The sequence below is a fragment of the Ectothiorhodospira lacustris genome (genome assembly GCF_022227845.1).
Taxonomy (GTDB): domain Bacteria; phylum Pseudomonadota; class Gammaproteobacteria; order Ectothiorhodospirales; family Ectothiorhodospiraceae; genus Ectothiorhodospira; species Ectothiorhodospira lacustris.
The window spans coordinates 13,793-29,765 of the sequence record NZ_JAJNQN010000006.1 but is presented as its reverse complement, the minus strand read 5'-3'; the positions used below and the strand labels follow the sequence as shown (position 1 = coordinate 29,765).

15 protein-coding genes are annotated in these 15,973 nt (G+C 65.1%); 9 read left to right on the top strand and 6 right to left on the bottom strand.

What is annotated here, in order from left to right; translation table 11 throughout:
* Positions 1-2: 2 nt before the first annotated feature.
* The 3 genes from ccoN to bioH form a co-directional block, all read right to left on the bottom strand.
* The gene (ccoN, locus tag LQ956_RS06150) at positions 3-1,499 is read right to left on the bottom strand and encodes a cytochrome-c oxidase, cbb3-type subunit I (RefSeq protein WP_238621766.1); all 1,497 of its coding nucleotides are present in this window, start codon (positions 1,497-1,499) and stop codon (positions 3-5) included.
* Positions 1,500-1,663: 164 nt separating this feature from the next.
* Complete coding sequence (bioC, locus tag LQ956_RS06145) at positions 1,664-2,530, bottom strand: malonyl-ACP O-methyltransferase BioC (protein WP_238621767.1); 867 nt, start codon at positions 2,528-2,530, stop codon at positions 1,664-1,666.
* Positions 2,523-3,296 (bottom strand): pimeloyl-ACP methyl ester esterase BioH, encoded by a 774-nt coding sequence (gene bioH / locus LQ956_RS06140; protein WP_238621768.1) that lies wholly within the window; start codon positions 3,294-3,296, stop codon positions 2,523-2,525. The genes bioC and bioH overlap by 8 nt, the downstream gene beginning before the upstream one ends.
* Before the next feature lie 158 nt (positions 3,297-3,454).
* Here bioH and plsY point away from each other — a divergent pair, with 158 nt between their 5' ends.
* Positions 3,455-4,054 carry a glycerol-3-phosphate 1-O-acyltransferase PlsY gene (gene plsY, locus LQ956_RS06135; protein ID WP_238629400.1) on the top strand — a complete coding sequence of 200 codons (600 nt, stop codon included), beginning with the start codon at positions 3,455-3,457 and terminating at the stop codon, positions 4,052-4,054.
* A gap of 77 nt (positions 4,055-4,131) precedes the next feature.
* Here plsY and tsaD read toward each other — a convergent pair whose 3' ends face one another.
* Positions 4,132-5,145 (bottom strand): tRNA (adenosine(37)-N6)-threonylcarbamoyltransferase complex transferase subunit TsaD, encoded by a 1,014-nt coding sequence (gene tsaD, locus LQ956_RS06130; protein ID WP_238629478.1) that lies wholly within the window; start codon positions 5,143-5,145, stop codon positions 4,132-4,134.
* A gap of 155 nt (positions 5,146-5,300) precedes the next feature.
* Between tsaD and rpsU the strand changes: the two genes are divergently transcribed.
* The 3 genes from rpsU to hemE all read left to right on the top strand — a co-directional run bounded on the left by rpsU (position 5,301) and on the right by hemE (position 7,636).
* Positions 5,301-5,516, top strand: coding sequence for a 30S ribosomal protein S21 (gene rpsU / locus LQ956_RS06125; RefSeq protein ID WP_008931893.1), 216 nt, complete (start codon positions 5,301-5,303; stop codon positions 5,514-5,516).
* Positions 5,517-5,530: 14 nt separating this feature from the next.
* On the top strand, positions 5,531-5,983 hold the full coding sequence (locus tag LQ956_RS06120; RefSeq protein ID WP_238629399.1) for a GatB/YqeY domain-containing protein: 453 nt from the start codon (positions 5,531-5,533) through the stop codon (positions 5,981-5,983).
* 585 nt (positions 5,984-6,568) lie between these two features.
* Positions 6,569-7,636: a uroporphyrinogen decarboxylase gene (gene hemE / locus LQ956_RS06115; protein WP_238623223.1), complete on the top strand. Its 1,068-nt coding sequence runs from the start codon at positions 6,569-6,571 to the stop codon at positions 7,634-7,636.
* A 24-nt stretch (positions 7,637-7,660) separates the two neighbouring features.
* Here hemE and LQ956_RS06110 read toward each other — a convergent pair whose 3' ends face one another.
* Both LQ956_RS06110 and LQ956_RS06105 read right to left on the bottom strand, forming a co-directional pair.
* Positions 7,661-8,254 carry a hypothetical protein gene (locus LQ956_RS06110; protein ID WP_238623222.1) on the bottom strand — a complete coding sequence of 198 codons (594 nt, stop codon included), beginning with the start codon at positions 8,252-8,254 and terminating at the stop codon, positions 7,661-7,663.
* A 19-nt stretch (positions 8,255-8,273) separates the two neighbouring features.
* Entirely contained in the window at positions 8,274-10,709 is a 2,436-nt protein-coding gene (locus LQ956_RS06105; protein ID WP_238623221.1) for a penicillin-binding protein 1A, read from the bottom strand.
* Between the two features lie 186 nt (positions 10,710-10,895).
* On the opposite strand from LQ956_RS06105, the gene LQ956_RS06100 reads away from it, so the two are divergent.
* From LQ956_RS06100 to LQ956_RS06080, 5 genes are read left to right on the top strand one after another with little or no spacing between them, the layout of a single operon-like run.
* On the top strand, positions 10,896-11,957 hold the full coding sequence (locus tag LQ956_RS06100; RefSeq protein ID WP_238629398.1) for a type IV pilus assembly protein PilM: 1,062 nt from the start codon (positions 10,896-10,898) through the stop codon (positions 11,955-11,957).
* Positions 11,957-12,526, top strand: a complete 570-nt coding sequence (locus LQ956_RS06095; RefSeq protein ID WP_238623219.1) for a PilN domain-containing protein — start codon at positions 11,957-11,959, stop codon at positions 12,524-12,526. The genes LQ956_RS06100 and LQ956_RS06095 overlap by 1 nt, the downstream gene beginning before the upstream one ends.
* Positions 12,523-13,125: a type IV pilus inner membrane component PilO gene (locus tag LQ956_RS06090; RefSeq protein ID WP_238623218.1), complete on the top strand. Its 603-nt coding sequence runs from the start codon at positions 12,523-12,525 to the stop codon at positions 13,123-13,125. The genes LQ956_RS06095 and LQ956_RS06090 overlap by 4 nt, the downstream gene beginning before the upstream one ends.
* Positions 13,118-13,669, top strand: a complete 552-nt coding sequence (locus LQ956_RS06085; RefSeq protein ID WP_238629397.1) for a pilus assembly protein PilP — start codon at positions 13,118-13,120, stop codon at positions 13,667-13,669. The genes LQ956_RS06090 and LQ956_RS06085 overlap by 8 nt, the downstream gene beginning before the upstream one ends.
* Before the next feature lie 18 nt (positions 13,670-13,687).
* Positions 13,688-15,862 carry a type IV pilus secretin PilQ gene (locus LQ956_RS06080; protein WP_238623216.1) on the top strand — a complete coding sequence of 725 codons (2,175 nt, stop codon included), beginning with the start codon at positions 13,688-13,690 and terminating at the stop codon, positions 15,860-15,862.
* Positions 15,863-15,973: the final 111 nt, after the last annotated feature.

The following is a 15,973-nucleotide window of genomic DNA, read 5'->3' as shown; positions in this document are numbered from 1 at the left end:
CGTCAGGCCCGCGAAGCAGATGCCGTCGTGTCGGCCCGGCCGGACGCGGCCTGCCGAGCCGCCCCCCGACGCACCGGTTCGATGGTCTTGTAGATGTTGTAGGCCATCAGCAGCATCCCGGCCAGGAAGAACCCGCCCCCCAGGGCACGAACCACATAGGGCTGATGCAGGAACACCACCGTCTCGATGAAGGTATAGGAGAGATTGCCGAACTCATCGAAGGCCCGCAGCATCAGGCCCTGCCCGATCCCCGCCACCCACATGGCGGTGATGTAGAGCACGATGCCGATGGTGGCCAGGAAGAAGTGCACGTACACCAGGCGGACGCTGTAGAGCCGGGTATCCCACAGCCGCGGGATCAGGTGATACATGGAACCGAAGGTGATCATGGCCACCCAGCCCAGGGTCCCGGAATGCACATGTCCCACGGTCCAGTCGGTGTAATGGGACAGGGCATTCACGCTCTTGAGCGACATCATCGGTCCTTCGAAGGTGGCCATGCCGTAAAAGGACAGGGAAGTGATCAGGAACAGCATGATGGGATCGGTGCGCAGTTTGTGCCAGGCCCCGGAGAGGGTCATGATCCCGTTGATCATCCCGCCCCAGGAGGGCAGCAGCAACAGGATGGAGAAGGTGGCCGCCAGGGTGGAGACCCAGTCCGGCAGGGCCGTCCAGTGCAGGTGGTGGGCACCCACCCACATGTACAGGAACACCAAAGCCCAGAAGTGGACGATGGACAGCCGGTAGGAATAGATGGGCCGACCCGCCTGCTTGGGCACGAAGTAGTACATCATCCCCAGGAAGGCGGCGGTCAGGAAGAAGCCCACCGCGTTATGGCCGTACCACCACTGGGTCATGGCATCCTGCACCCCGGAGAACAGGGAATAGGACTCCAGGCTGAACAGGCTCACCGGGATCGCCAGGTTATTGAAGATGTGCAGGATGGCCGTGGCCAGGATGAAGGCCATGAAGAACCAGTTGGCCACGTAGATGTGGGGCTGGGTCCGGCGCAGCAGGGTCATCAGATAGACCAGGAAATAGGCCACCCAGACCACGGTGATGAGCAGATCGATCTGCCAGGTGAACTCGGCGTACTCCCGTCCCTGAGTGTAGCCCAGCATGTAGGTGATCGCCCCCAGCGCCACCGCCAGGTTCCAGCCCCAGAAGGTGAATTCCGCCAGCTTCGGCCCGAACAGGCGGGTCTGGCAGGTTCGCTGCACGATGTAGTAGGACGTGGCAAAGAGGGCGTTGCCGCCGAAGCCGAAGATCACCAGGGTGGTGTGCACCGGCCGGAAACGGCCGTAGGTGATCTGCGGGATATCGAAGTTCAGGAAGGGAAAGGCGAGCTGAGAGGCGATCCACACCCCCACCCCCATGCCAAGCACGCCCCAGACGAGGGTCATGATGGTGAATTTCTTGACGATTTCGTAGTTGTACTGCTCGGAAGGCGCGACCTGGGTACGACTGCGGTCGGCGTCGGCGGAGGAGGTCTGTGCCATGGCGAGGTCTCTGGAGTCTTCCTTTTTTTAATAAAGGGTATAGACCCTTCCCTGGAATTTTGCGAACCGGCGATCGTCGGCTCCGCGGTCATCATATCCGACTATAACCCAAGGAATTAAAGGGTTCGACTCAATGGAATTGATAGGGGCAACAGGAAGATTGATCAGCCCGGGGCAATCGGGATCACCCCCCGCGCCGGCATCGGACTGGGCGCCGGCGCGGCCGTCACCCAGGCATGCCCGTAGACCACCTCATAGGTGGCCGGCAACACCCCTTCCGCAGTCCGGAACGACTCGTAGGCCGCCTCCGCCGCCCGCAATCGCGATGGCGTGGTCAATCCCCGCCCCCGCCCCAGCAAGGCATTGGTGGCCCCGATCGCCTGCAGATCCCGCATCAAACGCCGCATCTGCGGATAGGTCACCGTGATCCGCTCCACATCCATCACCGGGTCCGCAAACCCGGCCCGCACCAGAGCATCCCCCACGTCATGCATGTCCAGAAACGCGTTCACATGGGCATGGCCATCCACCGCCTCCCAGGCCGAGCGCAGCTCATGGAGGGTATCCGGCCCCAGGGTCGTGAACATCAGCAGCCCGCCGGGGGCCAGCACCCGCCGGAACCCGGCAAAGGTCCGCTCCAGATCATTGCACCACTGAATCGTCAGACTGGAAAAGATCAGATCAAAACCGGCATCGGCAAACGGCAACGCCTCCACATCGGCACACACCAGGCCCGGCCGCCGCCACCAACCACTGCCCTTTCTCACCTGCTGCAGCATGGATGGCGACAGATCCAGCCCCACCACCCGCGCACCCCGATAACGCCGACGCAGTCCGTGCAGCCCCTGCCCCGTTCCCGTGCCCGCATCCAGCACCCGCGTCGGCTGCAGCCGGATCCACTCCAGCCGCTCCAGCAACCGGGCACAGACCTCCTTCTGCAGCACGGCCGCTTCGTCATAGGATGTCGCGGCCCGGTCAAAGGTGGCGCGCACCCGCTGCTTGTCCACGCGGTAACGGGTGAGATCAGTCATGCATAAAACTCCGGAGAATGGCCTCGAATTCGGCCGGTCGAGACAGAAACGGGGCATGGCCGGCGCCCTCGATCACGGCGGTGCGCATGGTCGGCCGCAGCGCCCGGAACGACGTCTCGGCGGCGGCGGGCACCAGGGTATCGTACTCGCCGAACACGGCATGCACCGGACATGGGAGGGCGGCCAGGGTCGGGCGCAGGTCCATGTCCCGCAACAGTCCCAGCCCCTCGGTCAGGGCCTTGGGCGTGGGCGGGCTGTCCAGCAGACGGCCACGCAGGGTCTTCAGCGTCGCCTGGGCATCGGGCAGGCCATGAAACTGCAGGGCCAGAAAGCGGTTCAGCGTCACCTGATACTGGGCCGCCAACCCCTGGGCAAAGGCATCCAGGATCGGCAGGCGCATGGCATGGGGCCAGTCCGGGGCCTGCACGAAGCGCGGCGTGCCGGCCACCAGGATGACCCGGTGAACCCGTTGCGGATGGCGCGCCGCGGCCTGCAAGGCCACCAGGGCGCCCAGGGACCAACCCACCAGGGTGGACCCGGCGTCCGGCAGGGTGACGGCCAGGCGATCCGCCAGGGTATCCAGATCCCCCAGTCGGGTCTCATCGGCGGCGGCGCCATGGCCGGGCAGATCCACGCGGTGGACCTGAAAATCATCGGCCAGGGCGCGAGCCAGATCCTCCCAGACCCCGGCGTTGAGGCCCCAGCCATGGACCAGGGTCAGCGCCGGGCCGTCCCCCAGGGAACAGGTCTTCAAAGCGGCAGTCACTCAAAGCTCTCCGGAACAAGTACATTAAAACCGTTCACCCCTCACCCCAACCCCTCTCCCACAAGGGGAGAGGGGCTTTAAGGCACTTTCTCGGTTATCATGCGCGGCAAACCCAACCGCCCGAACGGTCCACCAGGCCGGCGAGGATACTCCACCCCATGCTGCTGCCCATCATACTGACCATCGCCGCCTACCTGATCGGCTCCATCTCCACCGCCATCATCACCTGCAAGCTCCTGGGCCTGCCCGACCCCCGCACCCAGGGGTCCGGCAACCCCGGCGCCACCAACGTACTGCGCTCCGGCGGCAAAAAAGCGGCCATCATCACCCTGGCGGGCGATCTTCTCAAGGGGCTGATCCCGGTCTTGGTCGCCCAGGCACTGGGGCTGACAGGGCTGGCCCTGGCGCTGGTGGCCCTGGCCGCATTCCTCGGCCATCTGTTCCCGGTGTTTCATCAGTTCAAGGGCGGCAAGGGCGTGGCCACCGGGCTGGGCGTACTGCTGGGCCTGCACTGGGCGGTGGGCCTGTGCACCCTGGTCATCTGGCTGCTGGCCACCGCCGGCACCCGCACCTCATCCATCGGCGCCCTGGCCGCCGCCACCTCGGCCCCCATTTGGGTGGCCCTGATCATGGGCGATGCCTGGGTCACCATCGCGGCCTGCTTCATGATGGCCTTCATCTATGTACGGCACGCCGGCAACATCCGCCGCATCATGAACAAGACGGAACCCAAGATCGGGCAGAAAAAGCAGCCCTAGGCCCGACGAATGGCAGCGGTGGCCGGGGATGCCATGCTTCGCGGCCAAAGGCCGCGCCCACAGGGCGACCGAAGGCGCTACACCGGCACCAGCTCATCGATCCCCCAGCGGGCGCGGGCCGGGATCTCCAGCCCGCAACGCGCCCCGGCGGCCAGACGCAGCGCACCGGCCAGGGCGATCATCGCCCCGTTGTCCGTACAGAACTCGATGCGCGGATAGAACGCCTGCCCACCCTCCTCGGCCACCATCTCCGCCAACGCCGCCCGCAGACGCCGATTGGCCCCCACGCCACCGGCCACCACCAGACGCTGCGCACCCACCGCGTGCAACGCCCGCCGGCACTTGATCACCAGGGTATCCACCACCGCATCCTCGAAAGCCCGCGCCACGTCCGCCTCCAGCCGGGCATCCCGGGACGGATCCTGCAACGTGGTCAACGCTCGCGTCTTCAGACCGGAAAAACTGAATGCCAACCCCGGCCGGTCCGTCATCGGCCGGGGGAAACGAAACCGCCCCGGATCTCCCTGCTCCGCCAGCCGCGCCAGCGCCGGGCCACCCGGATACCCCAGACCCAACAACTTGGCCGTCTTGTCAAAGGCCTCACCCGCCGCATCATCCAGACTTTCCCCCAGAATCCGGTATCGGCCCATCCCCTGCACATCCACCAGCATTGTGTGTCCGCCGGACACCAGCAGGGCCACGAAGGGAAACGCCGGTGCCGGTTCCTCCAGCAGAGGTGCCAGCAGATGCCCCTCCATGTGGTGCACGGCCACCGCCGGGACCCCCCAGCCCCAGGCCATGCTCCGGGCCACCGACGCCCCCACCAGCAGCGCGCCCAAAAGCCCCGGCCCGGCGGTGAACGCCACCCCGTCCAGGTCCTCACCGGTCACCCCGGCCTCCCCCATCACCCGGCGCACCAGCGGCAACACCCGGCGCACATGGTCCCGGGAGGCCAGTTCCGGCACCACCCCGCCATACTCCGCATGCAGGGCCACCTGACTGTGCAGGGCATGGGCCAGCAGCCCCCGACGGGTGTCATACACCGCCACCCCGGTCTCATCGCAGGAGGTCTCGATCCCCAGGACACACAGGGCGTTTTCGGCATCAACAGGGTTTTTCAGGCTCATTTCACTCACAGGGCTTTGGTTTTTGATCCGCACCATCCTATAATGCGTGATTCTCCGCCGGAGGTGGAGTAGCTGTGCCCCTGAACCTGTGAACTGAATTGACGGACGGTGACGATTTTATGCCCCACGTGCGAGTAAAAGAGAACGAACCCTTCGAGGTCGCCCTGCGCCGCTTCAAGCGCACCTGCGAAAAGGCCGGTGTACTGACCGAAGTGCGCCGTCGCGAGTTCTATGAAAAGCCCACGGAAGTGCGCAAGCGCAAGGCTGCTGCTGCCGTGAAGCGTCAGATGAAGCGCCTTTCGAAGGAAATCAGCCGCCGCGAGCGTCTGTACTGAGTCCCTCTCGCCCCATGACGACCTCATCCCTCAAACCTCGGATCACCGAGGACATGAAGGCCGCCATGCGCGGCGGCGACAAGTCCCGTCTGGGTACGGTGCGTCTGATCCTGGCCGCCATCAAGCAGGTGGAAGTGGACAGCCGCACCGAACTCGACGACACCCAGGTTCTGGCCATACTGGACAAGATGGTGAAGCAACGCCGCGAATCCATCACCCAGTACCAGCAGGCCGGCCGTGACGATCTGGTTCAGGTGGAGCAGGCAGAGCTGGAGGTGATCCAGGCCTACCTGCCCCAGGCCCTGACGGACGATGAAATCCGGCAGATGATCGATGCCGCCCTGACCGAATCCGGCGCCGAATCGGCCCGGGACATGGGCAAGGTCATGAACCTGCTCAAGCCCCGCATGCAAGGCCGCGCCGACATGGCCGCGGTCAGTGGGATGGTCAAAAGCCGCCTGTCCTGACGCCGCCTCACTCCTTGGTCATTGAATCATTCCCGGGCCACTGAGTACATCGTTCCTCATCGGATACGTCGGCTATTTACCCCCGTCATTCCCGCGAAAGCGGGAATCTACGGCTGCGTCAGCTATTTACCCACCGTCATTCCCGCGAAGGCGGGAATCCAGGCGGCCCCCTGAAAACATGGACTCCCGCTTCCGCGGGAGTGACGGCCAAAAGAACACCATTCCCGGGCCATTGAATACCTCATCCCTCGCTAGACACGTCATTCCCGCGAAGGCGGGAATCCACAGCCCCCCACGGCCACGCCGACCATCTACCCACCGTCATTCCCGCGAAAGCGGGAATCCATGCGGCATCCCGAAACCCCTGGACTCCCGCCTTCGCGGGAGTGACGGCCAAAAGAAGGCCATTCCCCCCAGGACGCCCCCGCACCCGGGGGAGCCTCCCCGCCGGCACATGGCGACAACTCAGACCGGCACATCGGCCGTTTTCATGACCTGGCCCGGGTAAACACCCCTCCATCCATATACGTACACGGACAACCCTTCGTATAATCGGGGGTTTAACCCCATGTGCATCGAGAACTCATGAGCCAACTGAAAAATGACCGACTCCTGCGGGCCCTGCTGCGCGAGCCTGTGGACACGACCCCCATCTGGATCATGCGACAGGCCGGCCGCTACCTGCCGGAGTATCGCGCCACCCGGGCCAAGGCCGGCAGCTTCATGAACCTGTGCGAGAACCCGGAGCTGGCCTGCGAAGTCACCATGCAGCCCCTGGACCGCTTCCCCCTGGATGCCGCCATCCTGTTCTCCGACATCCTCACCATCCCGGACGCCATGGGCCTGGGCCTTTACTTCTCCGAGGGTGAAGGCCCCCGCTTCGAGCGCCCGGTACAGGACGCCGCCGCCATCCGCGCCCTGGGCGTGCCCGACCCGGAAGACAAGCTGCGCTACGTGATGGACGCCGTGCGCCTGATCCGCAAGGAACTGGACGGCCGCGTGCCCCTGATCGGCTTCTCCGGCAGCCCCTGGACCCTGGCCACCTACATGGTGGAAGGCGGTTCCTCCAAGGAATTCGCCCGCATCAAGGGCATGATGTATGACGACCCCGACACCCTGCACCACCTGCTGAGCGTACTGGCCGACACCGTCGTGGCCTACCTGAACGCCCAGATCGCCGCCGGCGCCCAGGCCGTGATGGTATTCGACACCTGGGGCGGCTCCCTGAGCCCGGAGAACTACCGCCTGTTCTCCCTGCAGTACATGCAGCGCATCGTCGAAGGCGTGACCCGCGAAGCCGAAGGCCGCAAGGTACCCGTGGTGCTGTTCACCAAGGGCGGCGGTCAGTGGCTGGAAATCATGGCCGACACCGGCTGCGATGCCCTGGGTCTGGACTGGACCGTCAACATCAGCGATGCCCGCAAGCGCGTGGGTGACCGCGTGGCCCTGCAGGGCAACCTGGACCCGGCCGTGTTGTACGCCTCCCCCGACAAGGTGCGCGAAGAAGCCAGAAAGGTCCTGGCCGGCTTCGGTCACGGCAACGGCCACGTCTTCAACCTGGGCCACGGCATCCATCCGAAGATCGATCCGGAAAATGTCGCCGCCCTGGTGGAAACAGTGCACGAAGAAGGCAAGCAGTACCACGCCGGCTGATAGGACGGGGTGAGGGGCCTACCCTCACCCCTCCAACATCTGCTCCACCTCCTTCACCCCCGCCCGCTTCATCGGCCGTCCGTCCACCGGACTCGGGGGCGGCTGACGGATCCCGTCCACCGGGAACACCACCACATCCACATCCACCCCCTCCGCACCAAACTCAATGCAGGGGTAAAGCACATGGCCCTGTCCGCTCCGCACCCGGCGTTCGTCCGCCCGCCAGCTCACGCCCCGATCCTGCAGAAAGAAAATGACCTCCTCCGGACTGTCCGCAAACACATGCAGGGTCAGCTCATCCCGGCCATTGACAATCCCCGTCAGCACCGGCCCCACCAGACGGGGATTGAAGGACGCCAGCATCCGCATGGCCTTCAACGCCACCTGACGCAGATGTCGAAGCTGCAGCCGTGACTCGTCGTCCTCGAACAGACGCTGACGCTCCATCACCGCCTCCTCGATCTCCGTGTTTCTGGGGAGATTCCGTGTCTGCCCCGCCCCCAGCCGGTCCGCTGCCTTGCGCTTGGCCAGGCGGTAATCCACCACCCCTTCATCCAGGATAATGCGGGCCGCCTCCTCGGCAATCATCTGACGCACGCGAAGATCATTGGTGGACATGACGGCCCTCCCGATAGCTTCAAAAGATACTTTCCGGCGTATGCTCATCCGCCATCGGACCCGGCGCATCCCGGGGCAGCTCCGGCGGCAACTGCTCCGGCGTGAATGCCTCGAAGATCGTGCGCTGGGTCCGGCTGGTCACCCGGCCGCCGGTTTCCGCATCAATCCGCAGACTCACCATGCCGGAAGGCTGGGACCAACGACGCTGGGGCTGCCCCTTCAAGGCCTCCCCCATGAAATCCACCCAGATGGGCAGGGCCGTGGAACCGCCGGTCTCACGCCGACCCAGGGACGTGTACTGATCAAGGCCCACCCAGGCGGTACTGACGATATGGCCGCCGAAACCCGCAAACCAGCCATCCCGCAGTTCATTGGTGGTCCCGGTCTTGCCCGCCACGTCCTCCCGGCCCAGGGCACGGGCACGGCCGCCGGTGCCGCTTTGCACCACGTCGCGCATCATGCTGTACATCTGATAGGCATTGGAGGCCGGAATGGCCCGCTCCGCCGCCAGAAAGGCCGGGCCGTCCCCGGAGGGCCATGTCAGCCCGTCCATCCCGAGCTTGGCCACCTGATCATCCGGCAGCGTCGGCGCCCTGCAGGGCGACTCACAGACCCGGCGGGGCACGCTGCGGAGCACCACCACGCCCGCGGCGTCCTCCACCCGATCAATGAACCAAGGCTCCACCCGATACCCGCCGTTGGCGAACACCCCATAGGCACGGGTCAGCTCCAGCGGCGTCACCGAACCACTGCCCAGGGCCATGGACAGCGACCGGGGATGGCGCGCCGGATCCAACCCGAAACGGCCCAGATAACCGTGTACCCGATTCACCCCCACCTCATCCAGCAACCGGATGGACACCAGATTGCGGGAATGGGCCAGGGCCTCCCGCAACCGGGTCGGCCCGTAGAAGCGACCACTGTAATTACGCGGCCGCCACTCCCCCTGCAACGACACGTCATCGATGACGATGGGCGCGTCATTGATCACGCTGGCCGGAGAGAAGCCATGGCCCAGGGCCGCTGAATAAATGAAAGGCTTGAAGGCCGAACCGGGCTGACGCTCCGCCCGCACGGCCCGATTGAAATTGCTGCGATAGAAATCATAGCCCCCCACCAGGGCCAGCAACGCCCCATCCCGGGCATCCAGGGCCACCAGCGCCCCCTCCACCGCCGGCACCTGACGCAACACCCAGCGGTCCTCGGACTCGCGCAGCAGACGCACCACATGGCCGGGACGCACAACGTCCGACACCCCCCGGGGCGCCGGCCCCCGGGTGGACTCATTCACGTAGGGCCGCGCCCATTCCACCGCAGCACGGTTCAGCGTCACCCGCTGCCCCCGCCCCACGTAGACCGTCGCCCGCTCGGCGTTCGCCTCGACCACCACGCCCGGCCAGAGCTGCCCGGCCACCCGCGGATAATCCGCCAGCACCCGATCCAGGGCCGCGTCGGTCTCATGCCGACGCAAATCAATCTCCGCCTCGGGGCCGCGATAGCCATGGCGCAGGTCGTACTCCATCAACCCCTTCCGCAAGGCCCGGGTGGCCGCCCCCTGCATGGCCGGGTCCAGCGAGGTATACACCCGATACCCATCCGTATAGGCCGCATCGCCGAAGCGGGCCACCATGTCCATTCGCACCATCTCGGCCACATGGGCCGCGTCCACCTGCACCACCGGGTTATGCAGCCGGGCCGTCTCCGGCGCCTGCCGGGCCGCCTCGAACGCGGCGGTATCGATGTATCCCAGCTCATGCATCCTGCCCAGCACATAATTGCGCCGCGCCACGGCCCGGGCGGGATTGGTGACGGGGTTGGCCCGCGAAGGGGCCTGCGGCAGGCCGGCAATCGTCGCAATCTGGGCCAGGGTCAGGGCATCCACGTCCACCCCGTAATACACCTGGGCCGCCGCCCGCACCCCATAGGCCCGCTGCCCGAGGAAGATCTTGTTCAGATACAGCTCCAGGATCTCGTCCTTGCTCAACTCCCGCTCGATACGGATGGCCAGGAAGATCTCCGTCAGCTTGCGGGTATAGGTCTTTTCCCGCTCCAGGAAGAAGTTACGCGCCACCTGCATGGTGATGGTACTGCCCCCCTGAGTCTTTTCACCGGTGGTCAGCAGGTTGACCGCCGCCCGGATCAGACCCACATGATCCACCCCGGGATGAGTCTCGAAACGGTCGTCCTCCGCCGCCAGAAAGGCCAGGCGCATCAGCTCGGGCACATCGTCGATGGCAATCGGCTCCCGGCGCTGCTCGCCGTATTCCGCCATGAGCAACCCATCACGGCTGTATACTCGCAGCGGCACCTGGAGCTGCACCTCGCGCAGACTCTCCACATCCGGCATCTGCGGTGCCAGATAGGCATAGGCAGCCGCCGTGAACAGCACCCCCAGGGTGAACACGCCGAAGACGGCCATCAGGCCAAGGACAAGGGATTTGATCAGGAAGCGCATGAAAATGCCTGCAGGCTCGACAACACGGCCCGATATCGGGAGAAGGCAACCACTCTTCGGAAATACCGCACGCCACAGGGATGAACGGCGGGACATAAGGTAGTAATTCCGAAAACTTGGGTCTAGTATCTGGAAAAAACTATAAGCCACTCCACCCAAGTGTCGCAATGAATTGAAGGGGTCACCGTGATAGGACTCGCCCGCAAACGCCCCACACTGATCGGGATCGACATCAGCTCCACCTCCGTGAAGATGGTGGAACTGTCCCGTTCAGGCAACAGCTATCGGGTGGAAGGCTACAGCGTCGAACCCCTGGCGGGCAGCGCCGTGGTCGAAAAGACCATCCAGGACGTGGACGCCGTGGGCCAGGCCGTCAGATCCGCCTACCGGCGCCTGGGCAGCACCAACAAGCTTTGCGCCCTGGCCGTCCCTTCCTCGGCGGTCATCAACAAGGTCATCACCATGCCGGCCAATCTCAAGGATGACGAAATGGAAGGGCAGATCCAGGTCGAGGCCGACCAGTACATCCCCTTCGCCCTGGAAGAGGTCAACCTGGACTTCGAGGTCATCGGCCCCGCGCCCAAAAATCCCGATCTGGTGGAAGTCCTGCTCTCCGCCTCCCGCAGCGAAAACGTAGAAATGCGGGTGGCCGCCGCCGAACTGGCGGGCCTGACCCCCAAGGTGGTGGACGTGGAGGCCTACGCCATCGAGCACGCCTACCCCCTCCTGGCCGCCCAGGCCCCGGAAATGGACATCAACGGCCTGGCCGCCGTGATCGACGTGGGCGCCACCATGACGGCCATCACCATCCTGCACAAACAGAAGATCATCTACACCCGGGAACAGAGCTTCGGCGGCAAACAGCTTACCGAAGACATCATGCGCCGCTTCGGCATGTCCTACGAGGAAGCGGGGCGCAGCAAGAAGGAAGGCGGCCTTCCCGACACCTACGTCCCCGAGGTGCTGGAGCCCTTCAAAGACACCATGTCCCAGCAGGTCGCCCGCTTCCTGCAGTTCTTCTATGCCGCCAGCAGCCATACCCATGTGGACCAGATCATCCTGGCCGGCGGCTGTGCCGCCATCCCCGGCGTGGATGAACAGATCGAAGCCCGGCTGGCCACCCTCACCCGGGTGGGCAATCCCTTCAGCCGGATGAGCCTTCACCCCCGCGTCAACCCGCAGCGTCTGGGCAGGGACGCCCCATCCCTCATGATCGCCTGCGGCCTTGCGATGAGGAGTTTCGACTGATGTCCCGCATCAACCTGCTCCCGTGGCGAGAACAACGGCGCAAGGAACAACAAAAGGAATTTACCGTCATCGCCGCACTGGTGGGCCTGGCCTGCCTGGTGGCGATCTTCCTGGCCCATGTCCAGGTCAACAACCTCATCCAGCAGCAACAACAGCGCAACAACTTCCTGCAGAACGAGATTCGTCTCCTGGACCTGCAGATTGCCGAAATCCAGGAACTGGAAGCCACCCGCCGCGCCCTGGTGGACCGCATGACCATCATCCAGGAACTGCAAACCAGCCGGCCGCTGGTGGTCCGGCTGTTCGACGAACTGGTCAACACCCTCCCGGGCGGCACCCACCTCACCGGCGTCACCCAGCGCGACAACAACCTGGAAGTCACCGGCCGGGCCGAATCCAACGCCCGGGTCTCCGCCTACATGCGCAATCTGGAAGACTCCCCCTGGTTTGCCGAACCGGTCCTGCTGGTGATCGAAACCCGTGAGGAACGGGGCGTGCGCCTGAGTGACTTCCGCCTCACCGTCCGCCAGGCCTCCCCCGGCACCGAGAATACGGAGGCATCCCGATGAAAAAGGGCAGCTTCGATCTCAACGACCTCAACAACATCGACCTCAAGACCATCGGCTCGGCACCAATGCCGGCGCGGATTCTGGTGCTGGTGATCATGGCCGCCGCCCTGCTCGGCGTCGGCTACTGGTTCGACACCAAAGGCCAGATCGAAAATCTCCGCCAAACCGAGGCCCGGGAAATCCAGCTGCGCCAACAGTTCGAGACCAAGCAGCGCCGCGCCGCCAACCTGGACGCCTACAAGGCACAGTTGGAAGAAATGCGCCGCAGCTTCGGCACCATGCTGCGCCAGCTGCCCAGCCAGACCGAGATCCCCAACCTGTTGGTGGATATCTCTCAGACCGGCCTCTCATCCGGCCTGGAGATCGACCTGTTCCGCCCGGAAAACGAGATCCGCCGCGGGTTCTACGCCGAAAAGCCCATCCGCCTGCGCATGAAAGGCAACTATGACCAGGTGGCCACCTTCACCAGCGGCGTCGCCTCCCTGCCTCGCATCGTCACCCTGCACGACATCAACCTGCGTCCCGAGCAGGGCACCAACCAGCTGACCATTGAGGCCACCGCCAAGACTTATCGCTACCTGGAAGGTTCCGATGGCTGATCCCAGACACACCCAAGGCCGCGCCGGCACGCTTGTGGCCGGCCTCCTGGCCGTCACCACCCTGGGCCTGACCGGCTGCGGCAGCGACCTCTCGGACCTGCAGCGCTATGTAGAGCAGACCAAACAGCGCGCCGGCGGCCGCATCGAGCCCATTCCCGAGATCGTCCCCCACGAGGTCTTCATCTACCCGGGCCACGAACGCGACCCCTTCGACAGCGCCGTGATCATCACCCGCGCGGCCGAAACCGCAACCCGCACCCCCGGCAGCATCACCATCGACGTGGATCGCACCCCCGAATACCTGGAGCGCTTCCCCCTGGATACCCTGCGCATGGTGGGCACCCTGGAACAGGGCGGCATGCAGTGGGCACTGGTCCGCACCCCGGAACGCACCATCCAGCGGGTAACGGAAGGCAACTACCTGGGCCAGAACCACGGCCGCATCGACCAGATCGGCCCCGGCGGCATCGACATCACAGAAATCGTGCCGGACGGATTCGGCGGCTATATGGAGCGCAGCGGCTCCATTGCGCTCACAGAATAGGCAACGAGGAACAGACGCATGACACCGGCAACCTTGCGACGCACCCAGCCCCGGACGGCACCCGCCCCCCGGTCCCCCGGGCGCCCCTTCGCCCTCCTGGTCCTGTGCCTGCTGGCCCTGTGCTGGCAAAGCGCCGCCGCCCAGACCCGCGCCCTGGAACAGATCATCTACAACACCCTGCCCGGCGACCGACTCCAGGTCATCATGCGTTTCACCGCGCCGCCGCCGGAACCCATGAGCTTCACCATCGACAATCCGGCCCGCATCGCCCTGGATTTTCCCGAGACCCGCAACGCCCTGCCCCAGCGCAGCCAGACCATCAACATGGGCCTGACCCAGTCCGTCAACAGCGTGGAGGCCTCGGGCCGCACCCGGGTGGTATTCAATCTGGTGCGCATGATGAGCTACGACACCCGCCGGGACGGTAACGACCTGGTACTCACCCTGGCCCCCGCCGGCGCCCCGGCCACGGCCGCCGCCCCACCTGCGGTATCCGGCCTGCCCGCACCCACCCGGGAAGCCCCGTCACCGGCCCGACAGGCCCGCGGTATCTCCAACGTGGATTTTCGCCGCGGCCCCGAGGGTGAAGGCCGGGTCATCATCGCCCTCAGCGATCCCCGCACCCCGGTGGACGTGCGCGAGCAGGACGGCCGCATCGAACTGTCCTTCCATCGCACCCACCTGCCGGAACGACTGGAACGGCGTCTGGACGTGACCGACTTCGCCACCCCGGTACAGACCATCGACGCCGTGCTGGAATCCGAGCGGGTCCGTATCAGCGTCGCCGTCACCGGCGAGTACGACGTCCTCTCCTATCAAGCCGAAGGCAGCTACACCCTGGAGGTCAAACCCCTCACCCGGGAACAGCGGGAAATCCTGGAGCGTGAACGCTTCGTCTACACCGGCGAACGCCTGTCCCTCAATTTCCAGGACATCGAAGTGCGCTCCGTGCTGCAGCTCATCGCCGACTTCACCGACCTCAACGTGGTGGTCAGCGACACCGTGACCGGCAACATCACCCTGCGCCTGCGCAACGTGCCCTGGGACCAGGCCCTGGACATCATTCTGAAAACCAAGGGACTGGCCCTGCGCCAGAACGGCAACGTCCTCTTCGTGGCCCCCTCGGAAGAGATCGCCGCCCGCGAACGACTGGAACTGGAATCCCAGCGTCAGGCAGCCGAACTGGCCCCGGTACGGGCCGAATTCATCCAGGTGAACTACGCCCGGGCTGCGGATGTGGCCGGCATCATCAGCGGCGATCAGAACCGGTTCCTGTCGGAACGAGGCAGCATCACCGTGGATTCCCGCACCAACACCCTGCTGGTTCAGGACACCGCCGACACGCTGCAGGAAATCCGCCGCCTGATCAACACCCTGGACATCCCGGTACAGCAGGTACTGATCGAGACCCGCATCGTAGTGGCCACCGATGACTTTGCCCGCGACCTGGGCGTACGCTTCGGCGTCACCGGCGTGCGTCAGCACGGCGACACCATCTACGGCACCGGCGGCGGCCTGGCCGCCGCGGACGGCATCATCCGCGATGCCGTCAACAACCTCAACACCAGCGGCTCCCCCTTCCCGGTGGACATCCCCAGCCTGAACGACCGGCTGAACGTGAACATGCCCGTCACCTCCCCCGCCGGCAGCATCGGCCTGTCCATCCTGCGCCCGGACGTACTGCTGGACCTGGAACTGACGGCCCTGCAGGTGGAAGGCCGGGGCGAGATCGTCTCCACCCCCCGGGTCATCACCGCCAACGGCCAGACCGCCGTGATCAAGCAGGGCGAGCGCATCCCCTATGAAGAGGCCACCACCTCCGGCGCCACCGCCATCCAGTTCATCGACGCAGTGCTGTCCACCGAAGTGACCCCCCAGATCACCCCCAACGGCAACATCATTCTCAACATCCGGGTGAACAAGGACAATGCCGGCACCCGCGAAGTCCGCGGCACCCCCTCCATCGAGACCCGCGAAGTGAACACCCAGGTCTTCGTCCGCAACGGCGAAACCGTGGTGCTGGGCGGCATCTACGAGATCACCAGCCTGGACCAGCTGCGCAAGACCCCCTTCCTGGGTGATCTGCCGATCATCGGCCAGCTCTTCAGGCAGCGTAGCCGGACCGAGAACAAGGCGGAACTGCTGGTATTCGTGACGCCGAAGGTGGTGGAGGAATCGACGTTGAATCGTTGATGAACGGCGGGATAGCGCGCACAACCAGGCGATGGGCAGCCCCGTTCATGGGCATGGCCGACCAGTCTCAATATTGTCGCTTCAAGGAGGGTTCCCCTCCTTGGGCAAGGG

Excerpts from the sequence above, each read along its gene's own strand:
- LQ956_RS06105 (WP_238623221.1), bottom strand. The coding sequence starts at position 10,709 with ATGCGCTTCCTGATCAAATCCCTTGTCCTTGGCCTGATGGCCGTCTTC.
- bioC (WP_238621767.1), bottom strand. The coding sequence starts at position 2,530 with ATGACTGATCTCACCCGTTACCGCGTGGACAAGCAGCGGGTGCGCGCC.
- plsY (WP_238629400.1), top strand. The coding sequence starts at position 3,455 with ATGCTGCTGCCCATCATACTGACCATCGCCGCCTACCTGATCGGCTCC.
- hemE (WP_238623223.1), top strand. The coding sequence starts at position 6,569 with ATGAGCCAACTGAAAAATGACCGACTCCTGCGGGCCCTGCTGCGCGAG.
- LQ956_RS06090 (WP_238623218.1), top strand. The coding sequence starts at position 12,523 with ATGAAAAAGGGCAGCTTCGATCTCAACGACCTCAACAACATCGACCTC.
- LQ956_RS06120 (WP_238629399.1), top strand. The coding sequence starts at position 5,531 with ATGACGACCTCATCCCTCAAACCTCGGATCACCGAGGACATGAAGGCC.
- LQ956_RS06080 (WP_238623216.1), top strand. The coding sequence starts at position 13,688 with ATGACACCGGCAACCTTGCGACGCACCCAGCCCCGGACGGCACCCGCC.
- rpsU (WP_008931893.1), top strand. The coding sequence starts at position 5,301 with ATGCCCCACGTGCGAGTAAAAGAGAACGAACCCTTCGAGGTCGCCCTG.
- ccoN (WP_238621766.1), bottom strand. The coding sequence starts at position 1,499 with ATGGCACAGACCTCCTCCGCCGACGCCGACCGCAGTCGTACCCAGGTC.
- LQ956_RS06110 (WP_238623222.1), bottom strand. The coding sequence starts at position 8,254 with ATGTCCACCAATGATCTTCGCGTGCGTCAGATGATTGCCGAGGAGGCG.
- LQ956_RS06085 (WP_238629397.1), top strand. The coding sequence starts at position 13,118 with ATGGCTGATCCCAGACACACCCAAGGCCGCGCCGGCACGCTTGTGGCC.
- LQ956_RS06095 (WP_238623219.1), top strand. The coding sequence starts at position 11,957 with ATGTCCCGCATCAACCTGCTCCCGTGGCGAGAACAACGGCGCAAGGAA.